Origin of the sequence: Streptomyces sp. NPDC021212 (assembly GCF_044332925.1) — a bacterium.
Lineage (GTDB): Bacteria > Actinomycetota > Actinomycetes > Streptomycetales > Streptomycetaceae > Streptomyces.
Genome location: NZ_JBIRPZ010000014.1, coordinates 160,500 through 178,253, shown reverse-complemented (window position 1 = coordinate 178,253; position 17,754 = coordinate 160,500). Strand labels below are relative to the sequence as shown.

The window sequence follows — 17,754 nt, the reverse complement described above, 5'->3', positions numbered from 1 at the left end:
GGCCGCGGCCCCGCGGGCGCCATCATGATCGCACTCGCCCGGCTGCACGGCCTGCACCCCATCGTCGCCGTCGAAGGCCGCCCCGGCCGGCGGAAACTGGCCGAACCCGCCGGGCGTTCGCGAACGATCTTGCGCACTCTCAGCTCGTCGCGGTCTCGGCTCGTTCCAACCGGTCGAAGGCCGACAAGGACCCCGCCGCGTGGCAGCCGCCGCTGGCCAGCTACCGCTGCACCTACAGCCGCGCCTGGATCTCCGTGAAGCACGTGTACGGCCTCACCATCGACACCGCCGAGCGCTCCGCCCTGGAGGGCATGCTCGCCACCTGCGCCTGAGCCTCTCCCGGTGCGCCGAACCGCGGCGCACCGGGAGCGTCCTCGGCTACCGAGGCCGGGCGGCAAACGGTGCCCGGGGGGCGAGGGACCTATGCCAAGGCGGTGGCGTTCAGATCGGCGATGCGCTGGTGGTGCTCTTCGGTGGCGGTGCGGCCCCATCGCCCGTTGGAGTAGTAGACGAAGGCCCCGGTGGCGGGGTCGATGAAGTCGATGTTGCAGGTGTCGTGGTCGTGGTCGCACTGGCCGGCGGGCAGGCGGCGGACGAGTCTGGTCACCAACTCATCGGCGACGTCGGCCAGATCGCCGCGCTGCTCCGCCAGGTGTTGCGGCAGCCGCAGCACGACGTGCTCCTCGCCACGGGTGAATAACGGCTCGCACTCGCCCTCGTCCTGGATCAGCGTCCACATCTGCGTCTCGTCCATGCGGGTCAACCTCGTACGCGCACTGGGGTCACGGCCATGAAGACGAACCGCCCCGGTGGTACGGGGGAGAACCACCGGGGCGGCACACACATCGCACGAACGCGGCCTGCTCAGGGCCCCCTTCGGAATTTGTCGAGGTTCTGATGCTGGCGGTGTCCGACCTCGTCCGGGAACCGTGGGACTACCGGTTCGCAGGGTTTCTCACCCAGCAGGACCAGAGCGTCAGGGGATGGGGCGTTGTCAGTTTCGAGCTGGAGGAGATCGACTGGGGGCACAACGACGCCGAGCAAGCCCGTAACAAGAAGTTCGTACTGCGAGTGATTGATCTTGCTCTGCAAAGGCACCGCTGGGACGAGTTGACGTACGATCCACCCTTTGCCCAGCGATACTTGCGGCAATTCAAGAGCATGGTGGAGGGATTCCCCCCGGCGACGGCCACGCCGGACCCGGGGTTCCCCGGCTTCCCTGGGCCTGACGATGCCGCCATGGCCTCATGTGCACGGCACCGCGTCCTGAGTGCCCTTCCGCACTGGGATAGCTGCATATTCTGCAGCCGCTGAGCCGGCCACCTCGTCAGCTGGCGCGCCCCTACCTTGCTGCTGGCGTGTGAAGTGAATCGTGGTGGCGGTCAGCAGCGCAGGCCGACGATGCCCCAGCCGCGGCGCTCCGCCTCCGTGACCACCTCTCCCCACTCGGTCAGGAGGCCGACAAACGATTCGAAGGTCGTGACCCACCCGCGAGACTCCGCAGCGTGCCGGGTGAACGGCTCACGCAGAGAGACCAGTTGGGGCGCCGCCTGCCGCCACCATCCGGCGATCAGCGGTACGTGATCCGGCGGACACCACAGCAACAGGTCCGCGTCCCAGGTGCACGGCCGCTCGGGGAGTCCCGAACCGACCCCGGTGGTGTCCTCCAGACGGTGCCAGAACAGCGCATCGTTGAACTGGTCCAGTACCTCGCGCACCTTCGGCTCGACGAAGTCGCGCATGTGTTCCCAGCGGTGACCGGCCCAAACGTGCGGTTTGTACGATCGGTTCCGCCAGGCATACCTGCCGTACCAGTCCTCACCCGGCTGCGCGGGCCACGACCAGCCATGCTCGAAGAGATCGTCGCTACGCGTCTCTCCGAAGGCGGCATCGAAGAGCAGATCTTCCCGATCGTCGGCCGCAGTCGCCTCCACCCGCGGCCAGTCCACGATCAGCACCTCTATCGCTACACCCACCACGCCAGCGTATAAGAGGTCCTAACAAAGGCGTTGGACGTGGCGGTGGGTGATCAGGCAGGTGGCGAGGCCGAGGAAGGCTTCGTGGATGTCGTCGCGTCGTTCCCAGCGGATGCGCAGGCGACGGAAGCCGTGCAGCCAGGCGATCGTGCGCTCAACCACGTATCGGAAGACGCCGAGTCCGGAGCCGTGTGGCTGCCCCCGTTCGGCGAGGACCGGGCGGATGCCACGTTCCCAGAGCAGCCGACGGTACTTGTCGTGGTCGTGGCCACGGTCGGCCAGGAGCGCGTCGGGGCGGCGCCGTGGCCGGCCGACGACCCCGGCCACGGCCGGTAGGTACCCGTGGCCTGCCCTCGACCGGTTTCGGACCCGGTTTGGGCAGTAACGGTTCGATCAGCGCCCACAGTTCATCGGAGACGATCCACGGCCGCGACTGTCTCTTCCCCACGCTCAGACCAACGAGCAACCAGGCCGACAGTCACATGATCGACAGCTTCTGTTAGGACCTCTTAGTACTCCAGTGCGGTTTCGTGATCTACCCAGCAGACTCGTTGGCGGTCCGTCGTCGGTAGTGGCTGCGTCGGGCTGTTGCCTGGTGGCGTCTGCGCCAGCTGGACCAGTGCAGCAGCCTGGCCGCGGTCACGGTTGGTGGGTTGAGGAGGGCGGCGAAGAGGCGGCGGATCTCCGGGAGGTCAACGCGATGGGGTCGATGCTGCGGGCGGGGTGGTGCGGATCGGCGGGCCGCTGCGGTGCCGCGTCGGCGGCGAGAGCGGTCAGGAAGGCCAGGGCGAGCATGGCGAGCGTGATGTGCCGGTGCCATGAGGTCCAGTGCCTGACCTGGTAGTGGTCGAGTCCGACCTGGCCCTTGGCGGCCTGGAAGCACTCCTCGACGCTCCAGCGGATGCCGGCGACGCGGACCAGTTCTGACAGGGATATTTCGGTGGGTGACCAGCACAGGTAGAAGGCGAGTTCGCCGGTGGTCCGGTTGCGGCGGATGAGCAGGTTGCGGTGGCCGCCGGTGCCGGTATGGATCCAGGCCCAGTCGTAGTACCGCGGCCCCTTCGCACCATTGTCGGCACTGTGCCGTTGCCAGGCCGTGGGGGGCAGGCGGCCGGCGATGATGTCCGCACGGACGGCAGTGCGGCCGTAGTTGATCATCACCCGCATCGAGCAGGCGACGGCCATCACGTAGCCGACGCCGCGAGCCTCGAGAGCGGCGCGGAGCCGGGGGTCCTGGCCGTAGGCTTCGTCGCCGGTCACCCAGGAGGTGGTGATCCCGGCCGCCAGGCGGCGTTCGGGATCGGAGCACCAGGAGTGCTCGGGTAGGTAGAGCCGACGGTCGATCAGGGCCCGTCCCCGGCTGGTGGCCAGGGCGAGGAACACGCCGACCTGTGCGTTTTCGATGCGTCCCGCGGTGCCGGTGTACTGCCTCTGCACGCCCGCCGAGGCGTGGCCCTTCTTCACAAAGCCCGTCTCGTCGACGACGAGAACGGCGCCGTCGGCGCCAAGGTGTTCGGCGGCGTACGCGCGGATGTCGTCGCGGACGGCATCGGCGTCCCAGCGGGCGTAGCGCAGCAGGCGCTGCATCGGCCCGGGCCGGCCATGGCCCGCCTGTTCGGCCAGCTGCCAGCAGTTCTTCCGCTCGACGTTCGACAGCAGGCCGAGCAGGTAGGCACGAGCGGTCGCCCGAGGTTCCACCCGCCGGAATCGGCTCGCGATCCGGGCCATGACCTGGTCGAACATCACCCGCCAGCGGGCAGGGTCTACGCTATGGCCCGCGGCCACCGCACGATCTTCAGGAGTCCACACAACCCCCGATGATCACGCGGTGGCCGTACCCGTTCCCAGCCGGGTCCGCGTGAGCCGAGGCTCAGTAGTTGTCACCAGCAGAGCCGGTTGAGCTGGTGAACGAGACCGGTGACGCAGTCTGGTTGTCACCCGTGAGGCACTCGGCTTGTCACAACTGCTCGATCAGCAATCCTTCTGTCACCTGGAGCTCGGGGAGTCGCCCAGTGATTGGTACTCATCGTGCGGGCGGGACGGAGATGGTCATCATCATCGTCGTGGGGGTGTCGCCGGCGTTGCTGTAGGTGTGGGCGGCGCTGGCTTCGAAGGAAGCGCTGGAGCCGGCCGGGACGTGGAACGTGCTGCCGCCGACCGTGAGGGTCAGTTCGCCGCCCGTGACGTGGATGAGTTCGAACGTGCCCGCGGGGTGCGGGTCGGAGGAGCTGCTGTCGCCGGGCATCAGCTGCCAGTCCCACATTTCCAGGGGGCCGGGGGCCTCGGCGCCCGCGAGGAGGCGGTTGTAGCTGCCGGCGTCGGTGTGCCACAGCCGTACGGCCTGCTCGGCGGGGACGACGCGGACCGCGGGCCCCTGTGCGTAGTCGAGCAGGGTGGTGATGCTGACCCCGAGGGCGTCGCCGATCTTGACGACCGTGCCGATGCTGGGGTTGGCGCGGGCCTGCTCGATCTGGACGAGCATGCTGCGGCTGAGGCCAGCCCGGGCGGCGAGCGTGTCCAGGCTGAGGTTGCGCTCTTTGCGCCAACGCCTGACGTTGCCCGCCAGGGACTGGGTCAACTGATCAAGGTCCGACACGGTCCACCCACGAAGTAGTTTACTATTTTGGACGGTCCAGTTACTTTATCGAACTGCACTGAACTGGCCTGACCGTCCATTAAACTACACTGCGAGGCGGATTGTGACCGCGTTGTTTGCCCTGGCCACCAGCGTCCTGTACGGGCTGGCCGACTTCGGCGGCGGGCTGCTGACGCGCCGCATCCCCGCCCTCACCGTGGTCGTGGTCTCGCAGCTGATCTCCGCGGTCGTGCTCGGCCTGATCGTCGCCACCACCGGGGCGTGGGGTGAGGCAGGGCCGCGGCTGTGGTTCGCCGTCGCGGCCGGACTGGTGGGACCGGTCGCCATGATCGCCTTCTACCAGGCGCTGGCCCTGGGCCCCATGGGCGTCGTCTCCCCGCTGGGCACCCTGGGCGTGGCCGTCCCCGTCGGCGTCGGACTCGCCCTGGGCGAGCGTCCCGGGCTGGTGGCGGTCGGCGGCATCCTGATCGCCATCACCGGCGTCGTGCTCGCGGGCGGACCACAACTCAAAGGCGCCCCGGTGCAGCGCCGGGCCGTCCTCCTCGCGCTGGTGGCCGCACTCGGTTTCGGCACGGTCTTCGCGCTGATCGCCGAGGCGTCGACGACCATCCCCGGACTCTTCCTCGCCCTGTTCGTCCAGCGCGTCACCAACGTGGTCGCCGGCGGCGCCGCACTCTGGGTCTCCGTCCGGCGCGGCACCCCCGCGCTGCCGGACACCGGCTTCCCGTGGGCCTCCCTGTCGGCCTTCGCCTTCGTCGGCCTGGCCGACGTCGCGGCCAACGGCACCTACTCCATCGCAGCCCAGGGCGGTCCCGTCACGGTCGCCGCCGTGCTGGCCTCGCTCTACCCGGTGGTGACCGCACTGGCCGCACGCGGCTTCCTGCGCGAACGGCTGCAGGCACTGCAAGCGGTCGGCGCCGGCCTGGCACTGGCCGGAACAGTGCTCCTGGCCGCCGGATGACCCGAAACCCGACCGACGCGACGAATCGCCACGCACGCACCACGCAGGAGTACACATGATCACCCGCAGCGACATCACCGGGGCGCTCGACGCCGCCGGCATCACGTTCTCGCTCGTCGAACACGAGGAGGCGCGAACAACCGCGGAGGCCGACGCCTTCATCGAGGGCTACGAAGGCGTACGGACGAAGAGCCTGTTCCTCGTCAACCGCAAGCGCACGGCCCGATACCTGCTAATCATGGACGACCAGAAGGAACTCGACCTGAACAATCTGGTCACCACGCTCGGCGAGAACCGGCTGTCGTTCGGCTCCGCAGAGCGGCTGGCGACCGCGCTCGGACTCGAACCCGGAGTGGTCTCACCGTTCGGCCTCATCGACCCGCACCACCGCGAGGTGACGCTGCTGTTCGACACCGAGATGCTCGAAGAGAAAACCCTCACCTTCCACCCCGGGGACAACAGGGCGACGATCTTCATCGCCACCAAGGACCTGCTCGCCTTCCTCGAAGGACTCGGGGTCGAGTACCGCATGATCAAAGTCTGAGCCCCGGCGAAGCCGGTCCGCGTGCCCGTCAAAGCCCACACCGAGCCACCTCGTGGACACCAGAACAGCAGCACCCAGCCCTGTAGGTGACAAGAAGCCTGCCTATGTGACAACTAACGCCCTTCGGCTCACCGCAACAAGATCGCGAAGTCAGACTGGAGTATTAGCCGCGTTGGCGGCGGCCACAGTGCAGTCGCCGAAGCGGCTTGTTCCTGCTGTCGGTGCGGCGATCCTGCCCCCGGCAAAGCCGACGGACGTCCGCGACCGGCTCGACGCATGCTTCACGGGGGCCTGCGGCAGTGCGACGTTCACGTTCAAGAGCAACGGCTCGCAGGCAACGAATATCGACATGTCCGTGAAGGACAACAAGTGCGACAGCCACCCGGTCTACCTCCGCTTCCGTGTCTACGAGGGGGACGGCGGGAACTGGAGGACGGGCAAGCGCTGGAACAGCAGCGGGTGCGACGCCAACTATGCCGAGTGGCACAACAAGCACATCAACGCGGAATGGCGGATCTACGCCCTGAGGGTCGAGGTTTGCGTGGACGACGCGGGTACTGACACCTGCCGCGCTTCGTCCCCGGCCTACAACCCCTACTTCTGAGCACCGCACGTCTGCGTATCAAGGCCAGGGCCCTCCCCGAAAAGCTTAGCGCTCGGGGAGGGATCTGGCCTTGATACGGCGCGAAGCGCGCCTCATCTCCCCGCCTGAACCGGGCTTCGCCGACCGCAGCCCTCACCACCGCGGTCACTTCGCCCGCATCCCTCCACTCCGGTGCTTGGGCGGCACTCACCGGCCGGTCGAGTGCACGATCGTGCGCTGCACGAGCATGCCACTGTCCTGTCGGTTCGGAGGTCGAGCCAGCGGTCGAGGGAGCGGGGGCCGTGGCCGACGCCGGTTTCGCAGTGCGTTGTCGAGGACGGCTTGTACGCTCCGTCTCAGGGGCAGAAGCCGGCCACCGTGGCCGTACCACGCGAAGGAGGTCCAGCATGGCAATCCAGCGGATGGACAACGTCCTCTTCGTCGTCGACGACCTTGATGCCGTCATTGCGTTCTTCGTCGAACTCGGCATGGAGCTGGAAGGTAAGGGGCCTCTCGAATGGCGCGGGGCGGAGCGTGTCATCGGGCTCGCTGACGTCCAGCAGGACATCGCCATGCTGCGGGTCCCGGACGGCCCCGGGCGAGTAGAGCTGGCCAAGTTCCACAGACCGAAGGCCATCACCCCCGAGCCGAAAGACGCGCCGGCAAACACGCTCGGCCTTCGTCGCATCATGTTTGCCGTCGACGACATTGATGATGTCGTTGCCCGCCTGCGGGCCCATGGTGCCGAACTCGTCGGCGAGATCGTGCAGTACGAGAACATCTATCGGCTGTGCTACGTCCGCGGCCCGGAGGGCGTCGTCGTCGGACTCGCCGAGCAACTCAGCTGAGCGGCCGGAGAAGGGGACGCGTGCCCCCAGGACCAAGGTTCGGTGGCCGAGACACCACCCGGCGCGCGACCGTTCAGCGACGCAGCAGCACGAAGGCGGAAGCAGGCGGTCGCAGCTTGTTCCGTACTCTGGCCGCATGCGCATGCGGCCAACTTTGAGCTGGACCCCTACTGAGGACCTGCCGCCGGGCAGCACGGATCTGGAGCCGGTCGCCGATGCGCTGAGCACCGGCGGTGTGCTGGTGCTCAGCGGGGCGGGCATCTCCACGGAGTCGGGCATCCCCGACTACCGGGGGGAGGGCGGGAGCCTGAGCCGGCATACTCCGATGACCTACCAGGACTTCACAGCCGACGCCCAGGCCCGGCGCCGGTACTGGGCTCGCAGCCACCTCGGCTGGCGCACCTTCGGCCGCGCCCGCCCCAACCCTGGGCACCGGGCCGTGGCCGCGTTCGCGCGGCACGGCCTGCTCTCGGGTGTGATCACCCAGAACGTCGACGGCCTGCACCAGGCCGCCGGCAGCGAGGGTGTCGTGGAACTTCACGGAAGCCTGGACCGGGTGGTCTGCCTTTCCTGTGGCGCCTTCAGCCCGCGCCGCGCACTTGCCCGGCGACTGGAGGAGGCCAATGTGGGCTTCGAGCCGGTGGCGGCCGGAATCAACCCGGACGGTGACGCCGACCTCACCGACGAACAGGTCGGGGACTTCCGCGTGGTGCCTTGTACGGTCTGCGGCGGCATCCTCAAACCAGACGTGGTGTTCTTCGGCGAAGCCGTTCCGCCGCGTCGGGTCGAGCACTGCCGCACGCTGGTCCGTGAGGCCACTTCGCTGCTGGTCCTGGGCTCCTCACTGACGGTGATGTCCGGGCTCCGGTTCGTCCGCCAGGCGGCCCAGGACGGGAAACCGGTGTTGATCGTCAACCTGGGCCCGACCCGGGGCGACCGGCACGCCGTCATCCGGGTCGCCCTTCCGCTGGGGACGGCCCTCACCGCCGTGGCAGGCCGGCTGGGCATCCCGGAGTCGGCACAGACCTGACGCGGAGCTTGAGCGGGAGGCCATCCCTGTCCGACGCAGGTACGGATCGCGGGGCATCGGTACTGGAGGCATCACCTCGGAGTCGGCTCGCTCAGCGCGGGCTTCCGCGTCGCCAGACGGGTCTTGGACCAGTCGGGCTCGTGGTAATCGACCTATGCCGGCAGGGCGAAGACGGCGACCAGGACGGACACCAGGCACGCGGCCGTCATGTACCAGCCGAAACCGATGTCATCGCCGGTCAGGTCGTACAGCCGGATCGCGACCAGGCCGGCGGTCGAGCCGATCAGCCTGCTCGTATGTGTCCGTCTCGGTGTCGATCGCCAGCCGCACGACGCTCCCCGTTGTGAGCGCTGCCGGCATTCTTCCTCAGGACGGTGAGGTGCTTGCTCTGCACACCGGGCTTGAGGGGTTCTGGAGGCAGCCACCCGTGGAGTGAATCCCCTGAGCTGGGCTACGCGATGGCCGGGTCCGGGCAGGGTGGTGGGCATGATGATGCGCCGCTGGGCCACTGCTCGTGGCCACCGGGCTGGCCACGAGCAGTCTCCTCGCCTTCGGTTCACCGAGCTGGGGCGGCCCCAGCGCTCCTTACTCGGCCACCGCTTTCGCCGAGCTTCCCGACCCCCGGCCGCCGATGAAGCACGGGCGGAATCGGTCGAGTTGACCGTCTGCCCGCTCCGCGGGTGAACGCCCCGGGGCGTCGGCCCGGGGCGTCTTGTGGTTCAGGTCGCTGAGGTCCCTTGCGATCCCTTGAGGTCCCCTCAGAACCCCTCAGGCATGGATCCGTCCTGGTCGATGACGTTGTTGCCGGGGCCGCCGTCGATGCTGTCCTGGCCGGGGCCGCCGAAGAGGTAGTCGTTGCCCGGTCCTCCCTTGATGGTGTCGTCGCCCTCTTCGCCGTCGATCGAGTCATCGTTGCCGGCGCCGTCGAGATAGTCGTTGCCGGGGCCGCCGTAGATCTCGTTGGCCACGTCATCGCCGATGACGATGTCGTCGCCGTCCCCGGCCCATACCGCGAACGATTCGGTGATGGTGTCGTTGCCGGCGTTGCCGTTTGCGTTCGTGGCGTGGCTGATGGTGTCGCTGCCGTCGCCGCCCACCGCGACGGATGCGCCGGTGATGGTGTCGTCCCCGGCGCCGCCGTCGACGTTCACATCGCCGCCGGAGATCTTGACGCTGTCATTGCCTTCGCCGAGTTCTACGTTGCCCTGGTCGCCGCCGTGGTCCGGGTCGGGCACGGGCACGGTGCAGGTCACATACGTCAGGTCGGTGGTGGTGGGGTGGGTGCAGTCGGTGCCGGCGGTGATCTCGACAACGTCGTCGACGCCGAAGGCCAGCGTGGTATCGGTCTCGCTGACCCGCTTGATGATGAGCTTGTTGGTCTGGCCGTCGGCCGCCGTGTAGGCCATCGCTCCGTCGGTGACGGTCACGGTGGCCGACGACGCGGCCGGCGACACTGGCGACGACGACGCGGGCGAGGTGGCGGCCTGGGCGTTCCAGGCGAAGAGTCCGGTGCTGGCCGCGACGGCCAGTAAGGCGGCGACGCCGACCGGGCGGACGCGGCGGGAGCGCGGGCCAAGGGTGGACACGTAAAACCTCCGTGGGGAGTGGATCTGATTTCCGATCACCCCTTTCGACGTGGAAAATCCACGCGAGGTTGTGCCGTTCCCATGCCCTGTTCACCGATCTTTTCGAATCCCCATTTCGCGTTCAGCTCTACGACACCGGGAATTCTCCCTACGTTGCCGAAGCGTGCGTTCTGTGAGCGGCGGGAATTCCGATGAGTCCCGTCCATGCCCCTGCCGGCACCGCCCGCCGATGCACCGCTCGGAACATCCGCTCCCTGACAACTGGCTCATAGATATATGCTTAATACATCTACCAGGCCGGGCGCTTCGGCGCTTAATCCGTGCCACACTGAATATGGCCCTCACCGCATCCCCCGTCGGTGAGGGCCCTTCGTTGTCGCCCCAGGCATAGCTCGAGCTCACTGGGCGGCGCCGGACGGGCTGCCATCCCTCCCATGGCCTGAAGGAGACAGCCACCTGACGCCGTGGTGCGCAGATCGCGGATGCTGCGTCGCGCCATCGCATTCCGAGAGGCATCGCGCAGAACCGCTATACCGCATTCCGGCGTGGGCATCGGGCGGGTACCGACACGGTGATCACGTTCGAGACGCCACGCGAAGGACCCACGGCGCGAGCGGCTACCACCCCTCGCCCGCCAGGAACGTTCGTGCCTCCTGCACGAGTGCGACGTTGTCGGCTGCTGTGGTGCCATCGGGCAGCACCAGGGCGTCCTCCAGGCCGATCCTCGCATCCAGCCCCAGCCGGGCCGCTACCCGCAGCACCGGCCACGCTCCGCCCTCTTCTCCATGCAGCAGCAACGGAGTCAGGCCGACGGGGGCCAGCTCCTCGACCAGAGCCACGGCTGTTTGTGCGGCTGTGGCCGCATTGGTATCGGTGACTTCAGCAAGCACCCGCAAGACCCGACGGGAAAGTGGCGAAGCGCAGAACCGGCCTGCCGCGCCGGTCCCCGAGTAGATGCCTGCTTCCACGCCAACTCCGTGGTCAAGCAACACCGCGGCCACCTGCTCGGCGCCTGCTTCGTGCCAGTTCACCGAAGCATGGTCCGGCAGCACGTACCAGGAACGCACCAGCGCCGTACGTTCCTCGGGGCCTGGGGTCGCCCACGCTCCGGTGGTGACCCCGATGGGCACACCGGACGGGACGGCACGCCGCACCGCGGTGACCGCCTCCGCTACCACGTGGGGATCCAGCGAATCACGCCCTTCGGAGTCTTTAGGGTGAAGGTGGATGTCGTCGGCGCCTGTGGCCACAGCGCGTGCGGCTTCCGCAGCCAGTTCGCGGGCCGATACCGGGAGAGACCGGCACTCCATGCGTGTTCGCGCCCCGTTCAGACATACCTGCAGCATGGTCGCGACTATGCCAGCAGCCGCCGACATCACCGCTCAAGGCCGCCCTCGCGCACTACGCCGTCGTTCCACTCGAAATCGAAGGAACCGGCAATTCACCTCCGCTCGCGTGAGGAGGGGGCAGGCTTGCCGTTCGGTTCGGCTCTGCCTGCCACGCCAGCGCTCGGACCTCCGACGGAAGAATGGTATTGCTGTGCCATAGCTCCGGCGGCATGTGATCACTGCGGACGACTCAACTGATGCCGCTGTCGTCGTCCCCGTCAGTGTGCGCGACCTCCTGCCCCGAGACATGCCCGCGTGCACGTGGTCTGCCTCAGCTCCGCGTGGAGCTGTACGAGGGCCGGCCGAAGACGGTCTGGTGACCACCCGCCCGGTCGACGGGGCGCAGCACGGGCCCGCCACAGCATGCAGGGGACGGTCACAGGTATGACGGACGAGCGAGCTTCGCCGCCCATCGAGGCGATCAGTTTCCACTAGAAGGGGAAACCGTCTCCTTACGGCTCGGTCCGCGATTGATGGTGGGTGTAGCTCTGCCTCGGGGGCAGCTGATCTGGGATGCTGCGACGACCGTTGACCAGCCCGGGGTGTTGTGAGGGGCGGTGCTCGGTCGGGATATTCGTTGGTCGCCGCTTCTTGATGGTGGTCATACTGCCGCGATGGAGCCAGTGACTCTTGAGACCGACCGTCTGGTGCTGCGGGCCTTCACACCTGACGACGTGGATGCGGTGTACGAAGCCTGCCAGGACGAGGACATCCAGTTCTACACCCCGGTGCCAGTGCCGTACCGGCGTGCGGACGCGGAGAAGCTCGTCGGCGAGAAGCTGCCCGCTCAGTGGGCGGAGGACAGGGGCTACACCCTCGGCGCGTTCCGCAAGGACAGCGGCGCCCTGGTCGGCTCGTACTGCCTGACCCTCGTCAGCCGCGGCGTCTGGGAGCTTGGTTACTGGGCGGTTAAGGAACAGCGCGGGCGCGGGTACTCGGTGGAGGCCGCTCGGGCCCTGTGTGACTGGGGCTGGGCCACCCTCGACGTCCACCGCATGGAGTGGTGGGCCATGGCCGGGAACACCGGCTCGCGTGCCGTCGCCGAGAAAGTCGGCTTCACCGTCGAAGGGACACTGCGCAATCGCGGCATCGCCAACGATGGCAAGCCGCACGACTGGTGGGTGGGCGGACTGCTGAGGCCCTGATGCTCGGGCCGGTGCTCGGCCGGCTACGTTTGCTTTCCTGCAGGGAAGTTCCCAGCTCGGACAGTTCCCACAGAAGAGCCGCAGCCAATGATCATCGTCGGGCAGCCGTGACGTGGCAGTGGCCGCACGGGTTCTTCGAGTGCACCCTGAACGGGGCCATCTCGGCGGCGGGCCCACATTTACGACTGCATCGCTTCCAGCAGCCCGCGCAGCCGCGGCGTTGAGCGCGGCCGCTTTCGCGGTCTTCACCCAGGGCGCGGCACCTCGTGGAAATCCGACAGCCGCGACGGCACGCAATATCAAGCGCGCTGGTCCCGTGCGACCCCAGAGCCACCCGAACTGCCGCCTCAACCGGTGCCCCAACCGGGCTCACTCCTCCTGCCCGACGCCCGCTCGCCATTCGTCCGCACAACCAATCCGCGTTCAGGGACATCAAAGCGAGCACCATGCACAGGGACCAAGCAACCGTAGGGCCACATGTCACAACTATCGGTTGTGACAATAGAGTGTCGGCGTGGATCTCGACACCGTCCGTACCTTCGTCGTCGCCGCCGACACGGGGCAGTTCCAAGAGGCCGCCGCCGAGCTGGCGGTCACCCAGCAGGCCGTCTCCAAGCGCATCGCCGCGCTGGAGCGCGACCTCGGCGTGCGGCTGTTCACCCGCACCGCGCGCGGCGCCGAGCTCACCATCGACGGCCAAGCGTTCCTGCCCCACGCTCGGGAACTGCTGCGCGCTGCCGAATCCGCGGCCGCGTCCGTGCGCCCCGGTCGCCGTCCACTGCGCGTCGACGTGATCGCTTCGCGTGGTGCGGCGTCGGGCCTGATGCGAGGCTTCCACCACGCATACCCCGAGATCAGCCTTGACGTGGTGATGCTGCTCGACATCGAGACGGCCGTCGCCGCCATCCGCTCCGGTGCGATCGACGCGTCCTTCCGCGCCGTCGCCGCGCCCGGTCGGCCCTTTGGCGAGGACATCGAGTCCGTCCGGGTGCTCGACGAGCCGCTCCAACTCCTCACCGGCCCCGCCCACGCGCTGGCGGGCACCCGGTCGGTGACCGTCGCTCAGCTCGACGGGCACCGGATCTGGATGCCCGGCATCGTCCCCGGCGCCGAGTGGACCGCCTACTACGACGACCTCGTCGCCGAATTCGGCCTCACCATCGAGACGACCGGCCCCAACTTCGGCTCCGACGCACTCCTCGACACCATCGCCGACACTCCGGCCCTGGCCACCTTCATGGGCGAGCACACCCGCCTCATCTGGCCCGCCGACCACGGCCTGCGCCGCATCCCGGTGACCGATCCCACGCCCGTCTACCCGCACTCGCTCCTGTGGCACCGCGACAACCCCCACCCATCGCTGGCCACCCTCCGCGCCCACCTCGCCGCCACAACAGCCGACCACGACGCCGCCGGGGCTTGGACACCGGACTGGGTGATTCCGCGCTGAACACCGACAGCCGACCACGACGGAGACGCCGCCGACCTGACGAAGCGACAATCTCGTCCGTCGGGCGGTATGGCGTACGCGGGTCTCACACGCCCCCCGGACTCTCGCAATCGAAATCTCTCGTGGGCGCCGACCCCTGCTTACGTCGACGTTCATCGGGTCGGCTGCACTCACTCCGCCAGTCGGGCGGCAAGGAGTGGCCTGTCGAGGACGTCGGCGCGGGCGATTTCACGCCCGCCCCGGGGCACGTCATCCGCCCGCGGCGTCCTCGGCCTTCCAGCGCAGCAGGTCGCCCGGCTGGCACTCGAGCACCTCGCAGAGCGCGGCGAGCGTCGCGAAGCGCACCGCCTTGGCGCGGCCGTTCTTGAGTACCGCCAGGTTGGCAGGCGTGATCCCTACGCGATCCGCAAGCTCACCCACAGACATCTTCCGCCTGGCCAGCATCACGTCGATGTCGACGGCGATCGGCATCAAATCACCTCCTCCAACTCGGCCTGCATCTGCGCCGCTTCGCCGTCGCGCGCGACCGCCTGGGCGAGCAGCATCCGCAGCACGAGCACGATGAGCGCGACCCCCAGGATGGCCACGCCGATCCCGCCCATGATGACGGTGACGCCCGGGTCGTCCCGCTGGCCCGGCGCATTGAGAGCCGTGACCGCGAACCATACAAGGGCAGCCGCCACGATCGCGCCGATCACGCCGTCCACGTACCGGAAGGCGGCGTGGGAGAACACGGTTCCGTGTCGCACCATCGTCACCAGCCGCCATACACAGACCAGCGCGACCTGGACCGACACCATGCCCAGGATCGTGATCACGCGCAGCGGGGTCAGTGGGAGCGACCCGCCCTCCGGGTCACTCCCGCTGACCAACGCCCACACCATCGATGCCTGTACGAACACGGTGCCGGCGAGCACCACCACGAGCACGGCGCACAGCGCACGTACTGCCAGCTTTCCCATGCCCCATCCTTCCATCGAGTTACGATGGGAATCTATCGAATCTCGATAGGCGAAGCAAGGGCAGGCATGGCGAATGGGCGGCGGTTTCGCACCATGGCACCGAGGCGGTCGACTTCTGGCGGACGGTGAATGCGGACAGTGCGCTCGGCTACGCGGAAGACGTCCGGATCGTGTGCCGGCTCGAGCCGGGCCACGAGCACGAGCGCACCGGTGCGGGCCTCGAGCGGCTCGCCGGGCCTATGCGGGAGGCGGGCCTGCCGCTGACAGACGGCAGGTCGCCCTATGAATGCGGTCTCGACGTGGAGCAGCCCGAACTCCGGGCCCTGACCCTGGCCGAGTCGGCGTTCGGGCTGGACCTGCCCCAAGCGCTCGAGGACCACGCCGACCCACCTGCGGGCGGCATCGGCTACACCTGCCCTATGGGGATCTGGAAAGACGAGTTCATCGCACCGGCACAACCGGTGCTGGTCGCAGCCGAAGCGTTCGCCGCACTGGCAGCGGACCTGGTGCGCGAGCGGGTGGTGCGCACCCCGTGGCTGCTGGCCGCGGGAGACCTGTGCGCCAACGCCGAACTCCCCTATATCGGTGTCCTGGGACGAGCTCGCTGGGACGATCCCCCGGTAGGAACCCGGCTGAAGTCCGATCTGCCGCCCTGGGCCGACGAGGACGACGAGCCGCCGCCGTGGGGCTGGGCCCGGGAATCGGCAACGCTCCTCGCCAAAGGCGACGACGTCGACACGCTGCCGGAGGCCCTCGCCTCGGCGCCGTACGGCGCCGAGGACATCGGGCTCGCCTTCCACAGCCTGGACTTCACCAACCGGGACATCGACGACCACTACTTCGGCGACGACAACCGCATCCTGCTCGCCTGCTTCGCCCTGGCCCACCCGCAGAAGCGTCCGATGGACACCAACTCCTGCCACAACCCCAGCGGCCCGTTCCATCCGGTACGCACCTTCGTCTCCACCGGCTTCAAACTCGGCCGCGAGGGGCCTTGCCCACCCCTCGCAGCCGTACTGCGCCGCCACCTCGGCCCGGACCTGGTCTGCGGGAGAACGCGCGGCTGAGCGAGCCTGGCCCGCGGCCCCGTCCGCCATGCTTCGCGGGCTCTCTCCGCAGTAGCGGGACGCGGTCAGCCGTGTCATCGCACGCGATAAACCCGGCGACGCCGGCGATCATCCCCGGGATACTGGTCGCCCATGGATGAGGTGAAAGTCGTCGTCGCCCATTCCGAGCGCGCGACTCTGCGCGTCGGTGGCGTGTTCTTGAAGGTGGACGCCGACCAGGCGCGCATCGACGTCGAGGTCGAGGCGATGTCCCTCGCCCCGGTCCCGACGCCTGAGGTCCTGTGGCGCAAGCCGCCCGTGCTCGCGATCGCCGCGATCCCGGGGACGACGCTTGGGCGCCTCGGCGGGCCGTCGACCGGGTCGCCGACGGCGTGGGCCGCGGCGGGCGCCGCCATCCGGAAGCTGCACGAAGCGCCGCTGCCGCCCCGGCCGGGCCGCGGCGGCCGGAGCATCGTCGCGCTGGCGGCGGAACTCGACGACGAGTGCGAGTGGCTCGTGACGAAGCGCGTCCTGCCCGCCGACCTGGTCACCCGCAACCGCCAGGTCGCCGAGGCCGCGCTCCGGCCGTGGACTGCGGCGTTCACGCACGGCGACCTGCAGGTCGCGCACGTCTTCGTCGACGACGAGGAGGTCACGGGCATCATCGACTGGTCCGAGGCGGGCCAGGGTGATGCCCTGTACGACCTCGCCACCTTCACGCTCGGACACGAGGAGCACCTCGACGACGTCATCGCCGGCTATGGCACCGACGTCGACCTCGACGTGATCCGCGCGTGGTGGTCGTTGCGAAGCCTGCTGGCAGCTCGCTGGCTGGGCGAGCACGGCTTCGACCCCTTCGCGCCGGGTTGTGAGGTCGACGTGCTGAGATCCCGGATGTGAGGCGGCGCGGGCCTGACTGCCACGTATGCGTGTCGACGTATCGAGCAGGCCATCCCGGTGGGGCGCATCGCCTGCTCTCGACACGGTTCGGTGCGCAGCCGTCGCCAAGAGATGACGGCGCAGCCGAGGGTGACGAACGCGTGGTGGATGCCGTCGCGGATCTCCCGGCGGATGCGCAGGCGGCGCGGCGGAACCAGTGCGGCAGCGCGATCGCTCCTTCCACGACCAGCGGTACACGCCCAGGCCGGAGCCGTGCGCGGTGCCGCGCCGGGCGATGTGCGGGGTGATCTGGAACCGGCGGACCTTGTCCCGGTAGGCCTCGTGGTCATAGCCGTGGTCGGCTTACAGGTGCTTGGGGCGGCGCAGTGGCCGGCTGCGCTTGCCGCGGATTGGCGGGACGGCCTGGATCAGCGGGATCGGTTGGGTGGCGTCGTTGCGGTTGCCGTCGGTGGTGATTGCCGCGAGCGGGATGCCGTGGGCTGCGACGATCAGGTGGTGCTTGCTGCCGGCCTTGCCCCGGTCCACCGGGGACGGACAGGTGCCCGGTCCGCCCTTCACCGCGCGGGATGTGGCTGGAGTCGACCGCTGCGCGGGAGAAGTCCAGCAGGTCTGCGTCCCGCAGCGCGGGGAGCAGCAGCTCGTGCAGGCGCTTCCAGAGCCCGACCTCGTTCCGGTCCCGCAGCCGTCGCCGGCAGGGCATCTTCGAGCCGAAGCCCAGCTCCTGGGGCAGAAACTCCCG

Annotated in this window: 19 protein-coding genes and 1 pseudogene; 10 read left to right on the top strand and 10 right to left on the bottom strand. The window is 68.6% G+C overall.

Annotated elements, in window-relative coordinates; genetic code table 11:
* Positions 1-421 precede the first annotated feature (421 nt).
* The gene (locus tag ACH4SI_RS32880; RefSeq protein WP_398302168.1) at positions 422-754 is read right to left on the bottom strand and encodes a hypothetical protein; all 333 of its coding nucleotides are present in this window, start codon (positions 752-754) and stop codon (positions 422-424) included.
* Positions 755-897: 143 nt separating this feature from the next.
* Between ACH4SI_RS32880 and ACH4SI_RS32875 the strand changes: the two genes are divergently transcribed.
* Positions 898-1,314, top strand: a complete 417-nt coding sequence (locus tag ACH4SI_RS32875) for a hypothetical protein (protein WP_398302166.1) — start codon at positions 898-900, stop codon at positions 1,312-1,314.
* A gap of 68 nt (positions 1,315-1,382) precedes the next feature.
* Here ACH4SI_RS32875 and ACH4SI_RS32870 read toward each other — a convergent pair whose 3' ends face one another.
* The 4 genes and pseudogenes from ACH4SI_RS32870 to ACH4SI_RS32855 form a co-directional block, all read right to left on the bottom strand.
* Positions 1,383-1,958 carry a hypothetical protein gene (locus tag ACH4SI_RS32870; RefSeq protein ID WP_398302164.1) on the bottom strand — a complete coding sequence of 192 codons (576 nt, stop codon included), beginning with the start codon at positions 1,956-1,958 and terminating at the stop codon, positions 1,383-1,385.
* A gap of 39 nt (positions 1,959-1,997) precedes the next feature.
* Positions 1,998-2,312: pseudogene (locus ACH4SI_RS32865) on the bottom strand (transposase); the annotation flags it as partial.
* A 303-nt stretch (positions 2,313-2,615) separates the two neighbouring features.
* Positions 2,616-3,719, bottom strand: coding sequence for an IS701 family transposase (locus ACH4SI_RS32860; RefSeq protein ID WP_398302301.1), 1,104 nt, complete (start codon positions 3,717-3,719; stop codon positions 2,616-2,618).
* A 280-nt stretch (positions 3,720-3,999) separates the two neighbouring features.
* Positions 4,000-4,572, bottom strand: coding sequence for a helix-turn-helix domain-containing protein (locus ACH4SI_RS32855; protein ID WP_398302162.1), 573 nt, complete (start codon positions 4,570-4,572; stop codon positions 4,000-4,002).
* Positions 4,573-4,675: 103 nt separating this feature from the next.
* Between ACH4SI_RS32855 and ACH4SI_RS32850 the strand changes: the two genes are divergently transcribed.
* From ACH4SI_RS32850 to ACH4SI_RS32830, 5 genes are all read left to right on the top strand, one after another.
* Positions 4,676-5,533 (top strand): EamA family transporter, encoded by an 858-nt coding sequence (locus ACH4SI_RS32850; protein ID WP_398302160.1) that lies wholly within the window; start codon positions 4,676-4,678, stop codon positions 5,531-5,533.
* A 55-nt stretch (positions 5,534-5,588) separates the two neighbouring features.
* Positions 5,589-6,077: a prolyl-tRNA synthetase associated domain-containing protein gene (locus ACH4SI_RS32845; protein WP_398302158.1), complete on the top strand. Its 489-nt coding sequence runs from the start codon at positions 5,589-5,591 to the stop codon at positions 6,075-6,077.
* Positions 6,078-6,249: 172 nt separating this feature from the next.
* Complete coding sequence (locus ACH4SI_RS32840) at positions 6,250-6,681, top strand: hypothetical protein (protein WP_398302155.1); 432 nt, start codon at positions 6,250-6,252, stop codon at positions 6,679-6,681.
* A 386-nt stretch (positions 6,682-7,067) separates the two neighbouring features.
* A complete protein-coding gene (locus ACH4SI_RS32835; RefSeq protein ID WP_398302153.1) occupies positions 7,068-7,508 on the top strand; it encodes a VOC family protein in 441 nt (146 codons plus the stop codon).
* A gap of 136 nt (positions 7,509-7,644) precedes the next feature.
* Entirely contained in the window at positions 7,645-8,538 is an 894-nt protein-coding gene (locus ACH4SI_RS32830; RefSeq protein ID WP_398302151.1) for an NAD-dependent protein deacetylase, read from the top strand.
* A gap of 758 nt (positions 8,539-9,296) precedes the next feature.
* Here the strand turns inward: ACH4SI_RS32830 and ACH4SI_RS32825 are convergent.
* Together ACH4SI_RS32825 and ACH4SI_RS32820 are read right to left on the bottom strand one after the other, a co-directional pair.
* Complete coding sequence (locus ACH4SI_RS32825) at positions 9,297-10,124, bottom strand: calcium-binding protein (RefSeq protein WP_398302149.1); 828 nt, start codon at positions 10,122-10,124, stop codon at positions 9,297-9,299.
* A gap of 617 nt (positions 10,125-10,741) precedes the next feature.
* Complete coding sequence (locus tag ACH4SI_RS32820; RefSeq protein ID WP_398302147.1) at positions 10,742-11,470, bottom strand: 3-keto-5-aminohexanoate cleavage protein; 729 nt, start codon at positions 11,468-11,470, stop codon at positions 10,742-10,744.
* 656 nt (positions 11,471-12,126) lie between these two features.
* On the opposite strand from ACH4SI_RS32820, the gene ACH4SI_RS32815 reads away from it, so the two are divergent.
* Together ACH4SI_RS32815 and ACH4SI_RS32810 are read left to right on the top strand one after the other, a co-directional pair.
* Positions 12,127-12,657 (top strand): GNAT family N-acetyltransferase, encoded by a 531-nt coding sequence (locus ACH4SI_RS32815; RefSeq protein ID WP_398302145.1) that lies wholly within the window; start codon positions 12,127-12,129, stop codon positions 12,655-12,657.
* Positions 12,658-13,171: 514 nt separating this feature from the next.
* The gene (locus ACH4SI_RS32810) at positions 13,172-14,107 is read left to right on the top strand and encodes a LysR family transcriptional regulator (RefSeq protein WP_398302142.1); all 936 of its coding nucleotides are present in this window, start codon (positions 13,172-13,174) and stop codon (positions 14,105-14,107) included.
* 249 nt (positions 14,108-14,356) lie between these two features.
* On the opposite strand, the gene ACH4SI_RS32805 is transcribed toward ACH4SI_RS32810, so the two are convergent.
* The gene (locus ACH4SI_RS32805) at positions 14,357-14,578 is read right to left on the bottom strand and encodes a helix-turn-helix domain-containing protein (protein WP_398302140.1); all 222 of its coding nucleotides are present in this window, start codon (positions 14,576-14,578) and stop codon (positions 14,357-14,359) included.
* Complete coding sequence (locus tag ACH4SI_RS32800) at positions 14,578-15,069, bottom strand: DUF2975 domain-containing protein (protein ID WP_398302138.1); 492 nt, start codon at positions 15,067-15,069, stop codon at positions 14,578-14,580. The genes ACH4SI_RS32805 and ACH4SI_RS32800 overlap by 1 nt, the downstream gene beginning before the upstream one ends.
* A gap of 125 nt (positions 15,070-15,194) precedes the next feature.
* On the opposite strand from ACH4SI_RS32800, the gene ACH4SI_RS32795 reads away from it, so the two are divergent.
* Both ACH4SI_RS32795 and ACH4SI_RS32790 read left to right on the top strand, forming a co-directional pair.
* Positions 15,195-16,136 (top strand): hypothetical protein, encoded by a 942-nt coding sequence (locus tag ACH4SI_RS32795; RefSeq protein ID WP_398302136.1) that lies wholly within the window; start codon positions 15,195-15,197, stop codon positions 16,134-16,136.
* A 132-nt stretch (positions 16,137-16,268) separates the two neighbouring features.
* Entirely contained in the window at positions 16,269-17,015 is a 747-nt protein-coding gene (locus ACH4SI_RS32790; RefSeq protein WP_398302134.1) for a phosphotransferase family protein, read from the top strand.
* A 342-nt stretch (positions 17,016-17,357) separates the two neighbouring features.
* Here ACH4SI_RS32790 and ACH4SI_RS32785 read toward each other — a convergent pair whose 3' ends face one another.
* Complete coding sequence (locus tag ACH4SI_RS32785) at positions 17,358-17,540, bottom strand: hypothetical protein (protein WP_398302132.1); 183 nt, start codon at positions 17,538-17,540, stop codon at positions 17,358-17,360.
* Between the last annotated feature and the right edge of the window lie 214 nt (positions 17,541-17,754).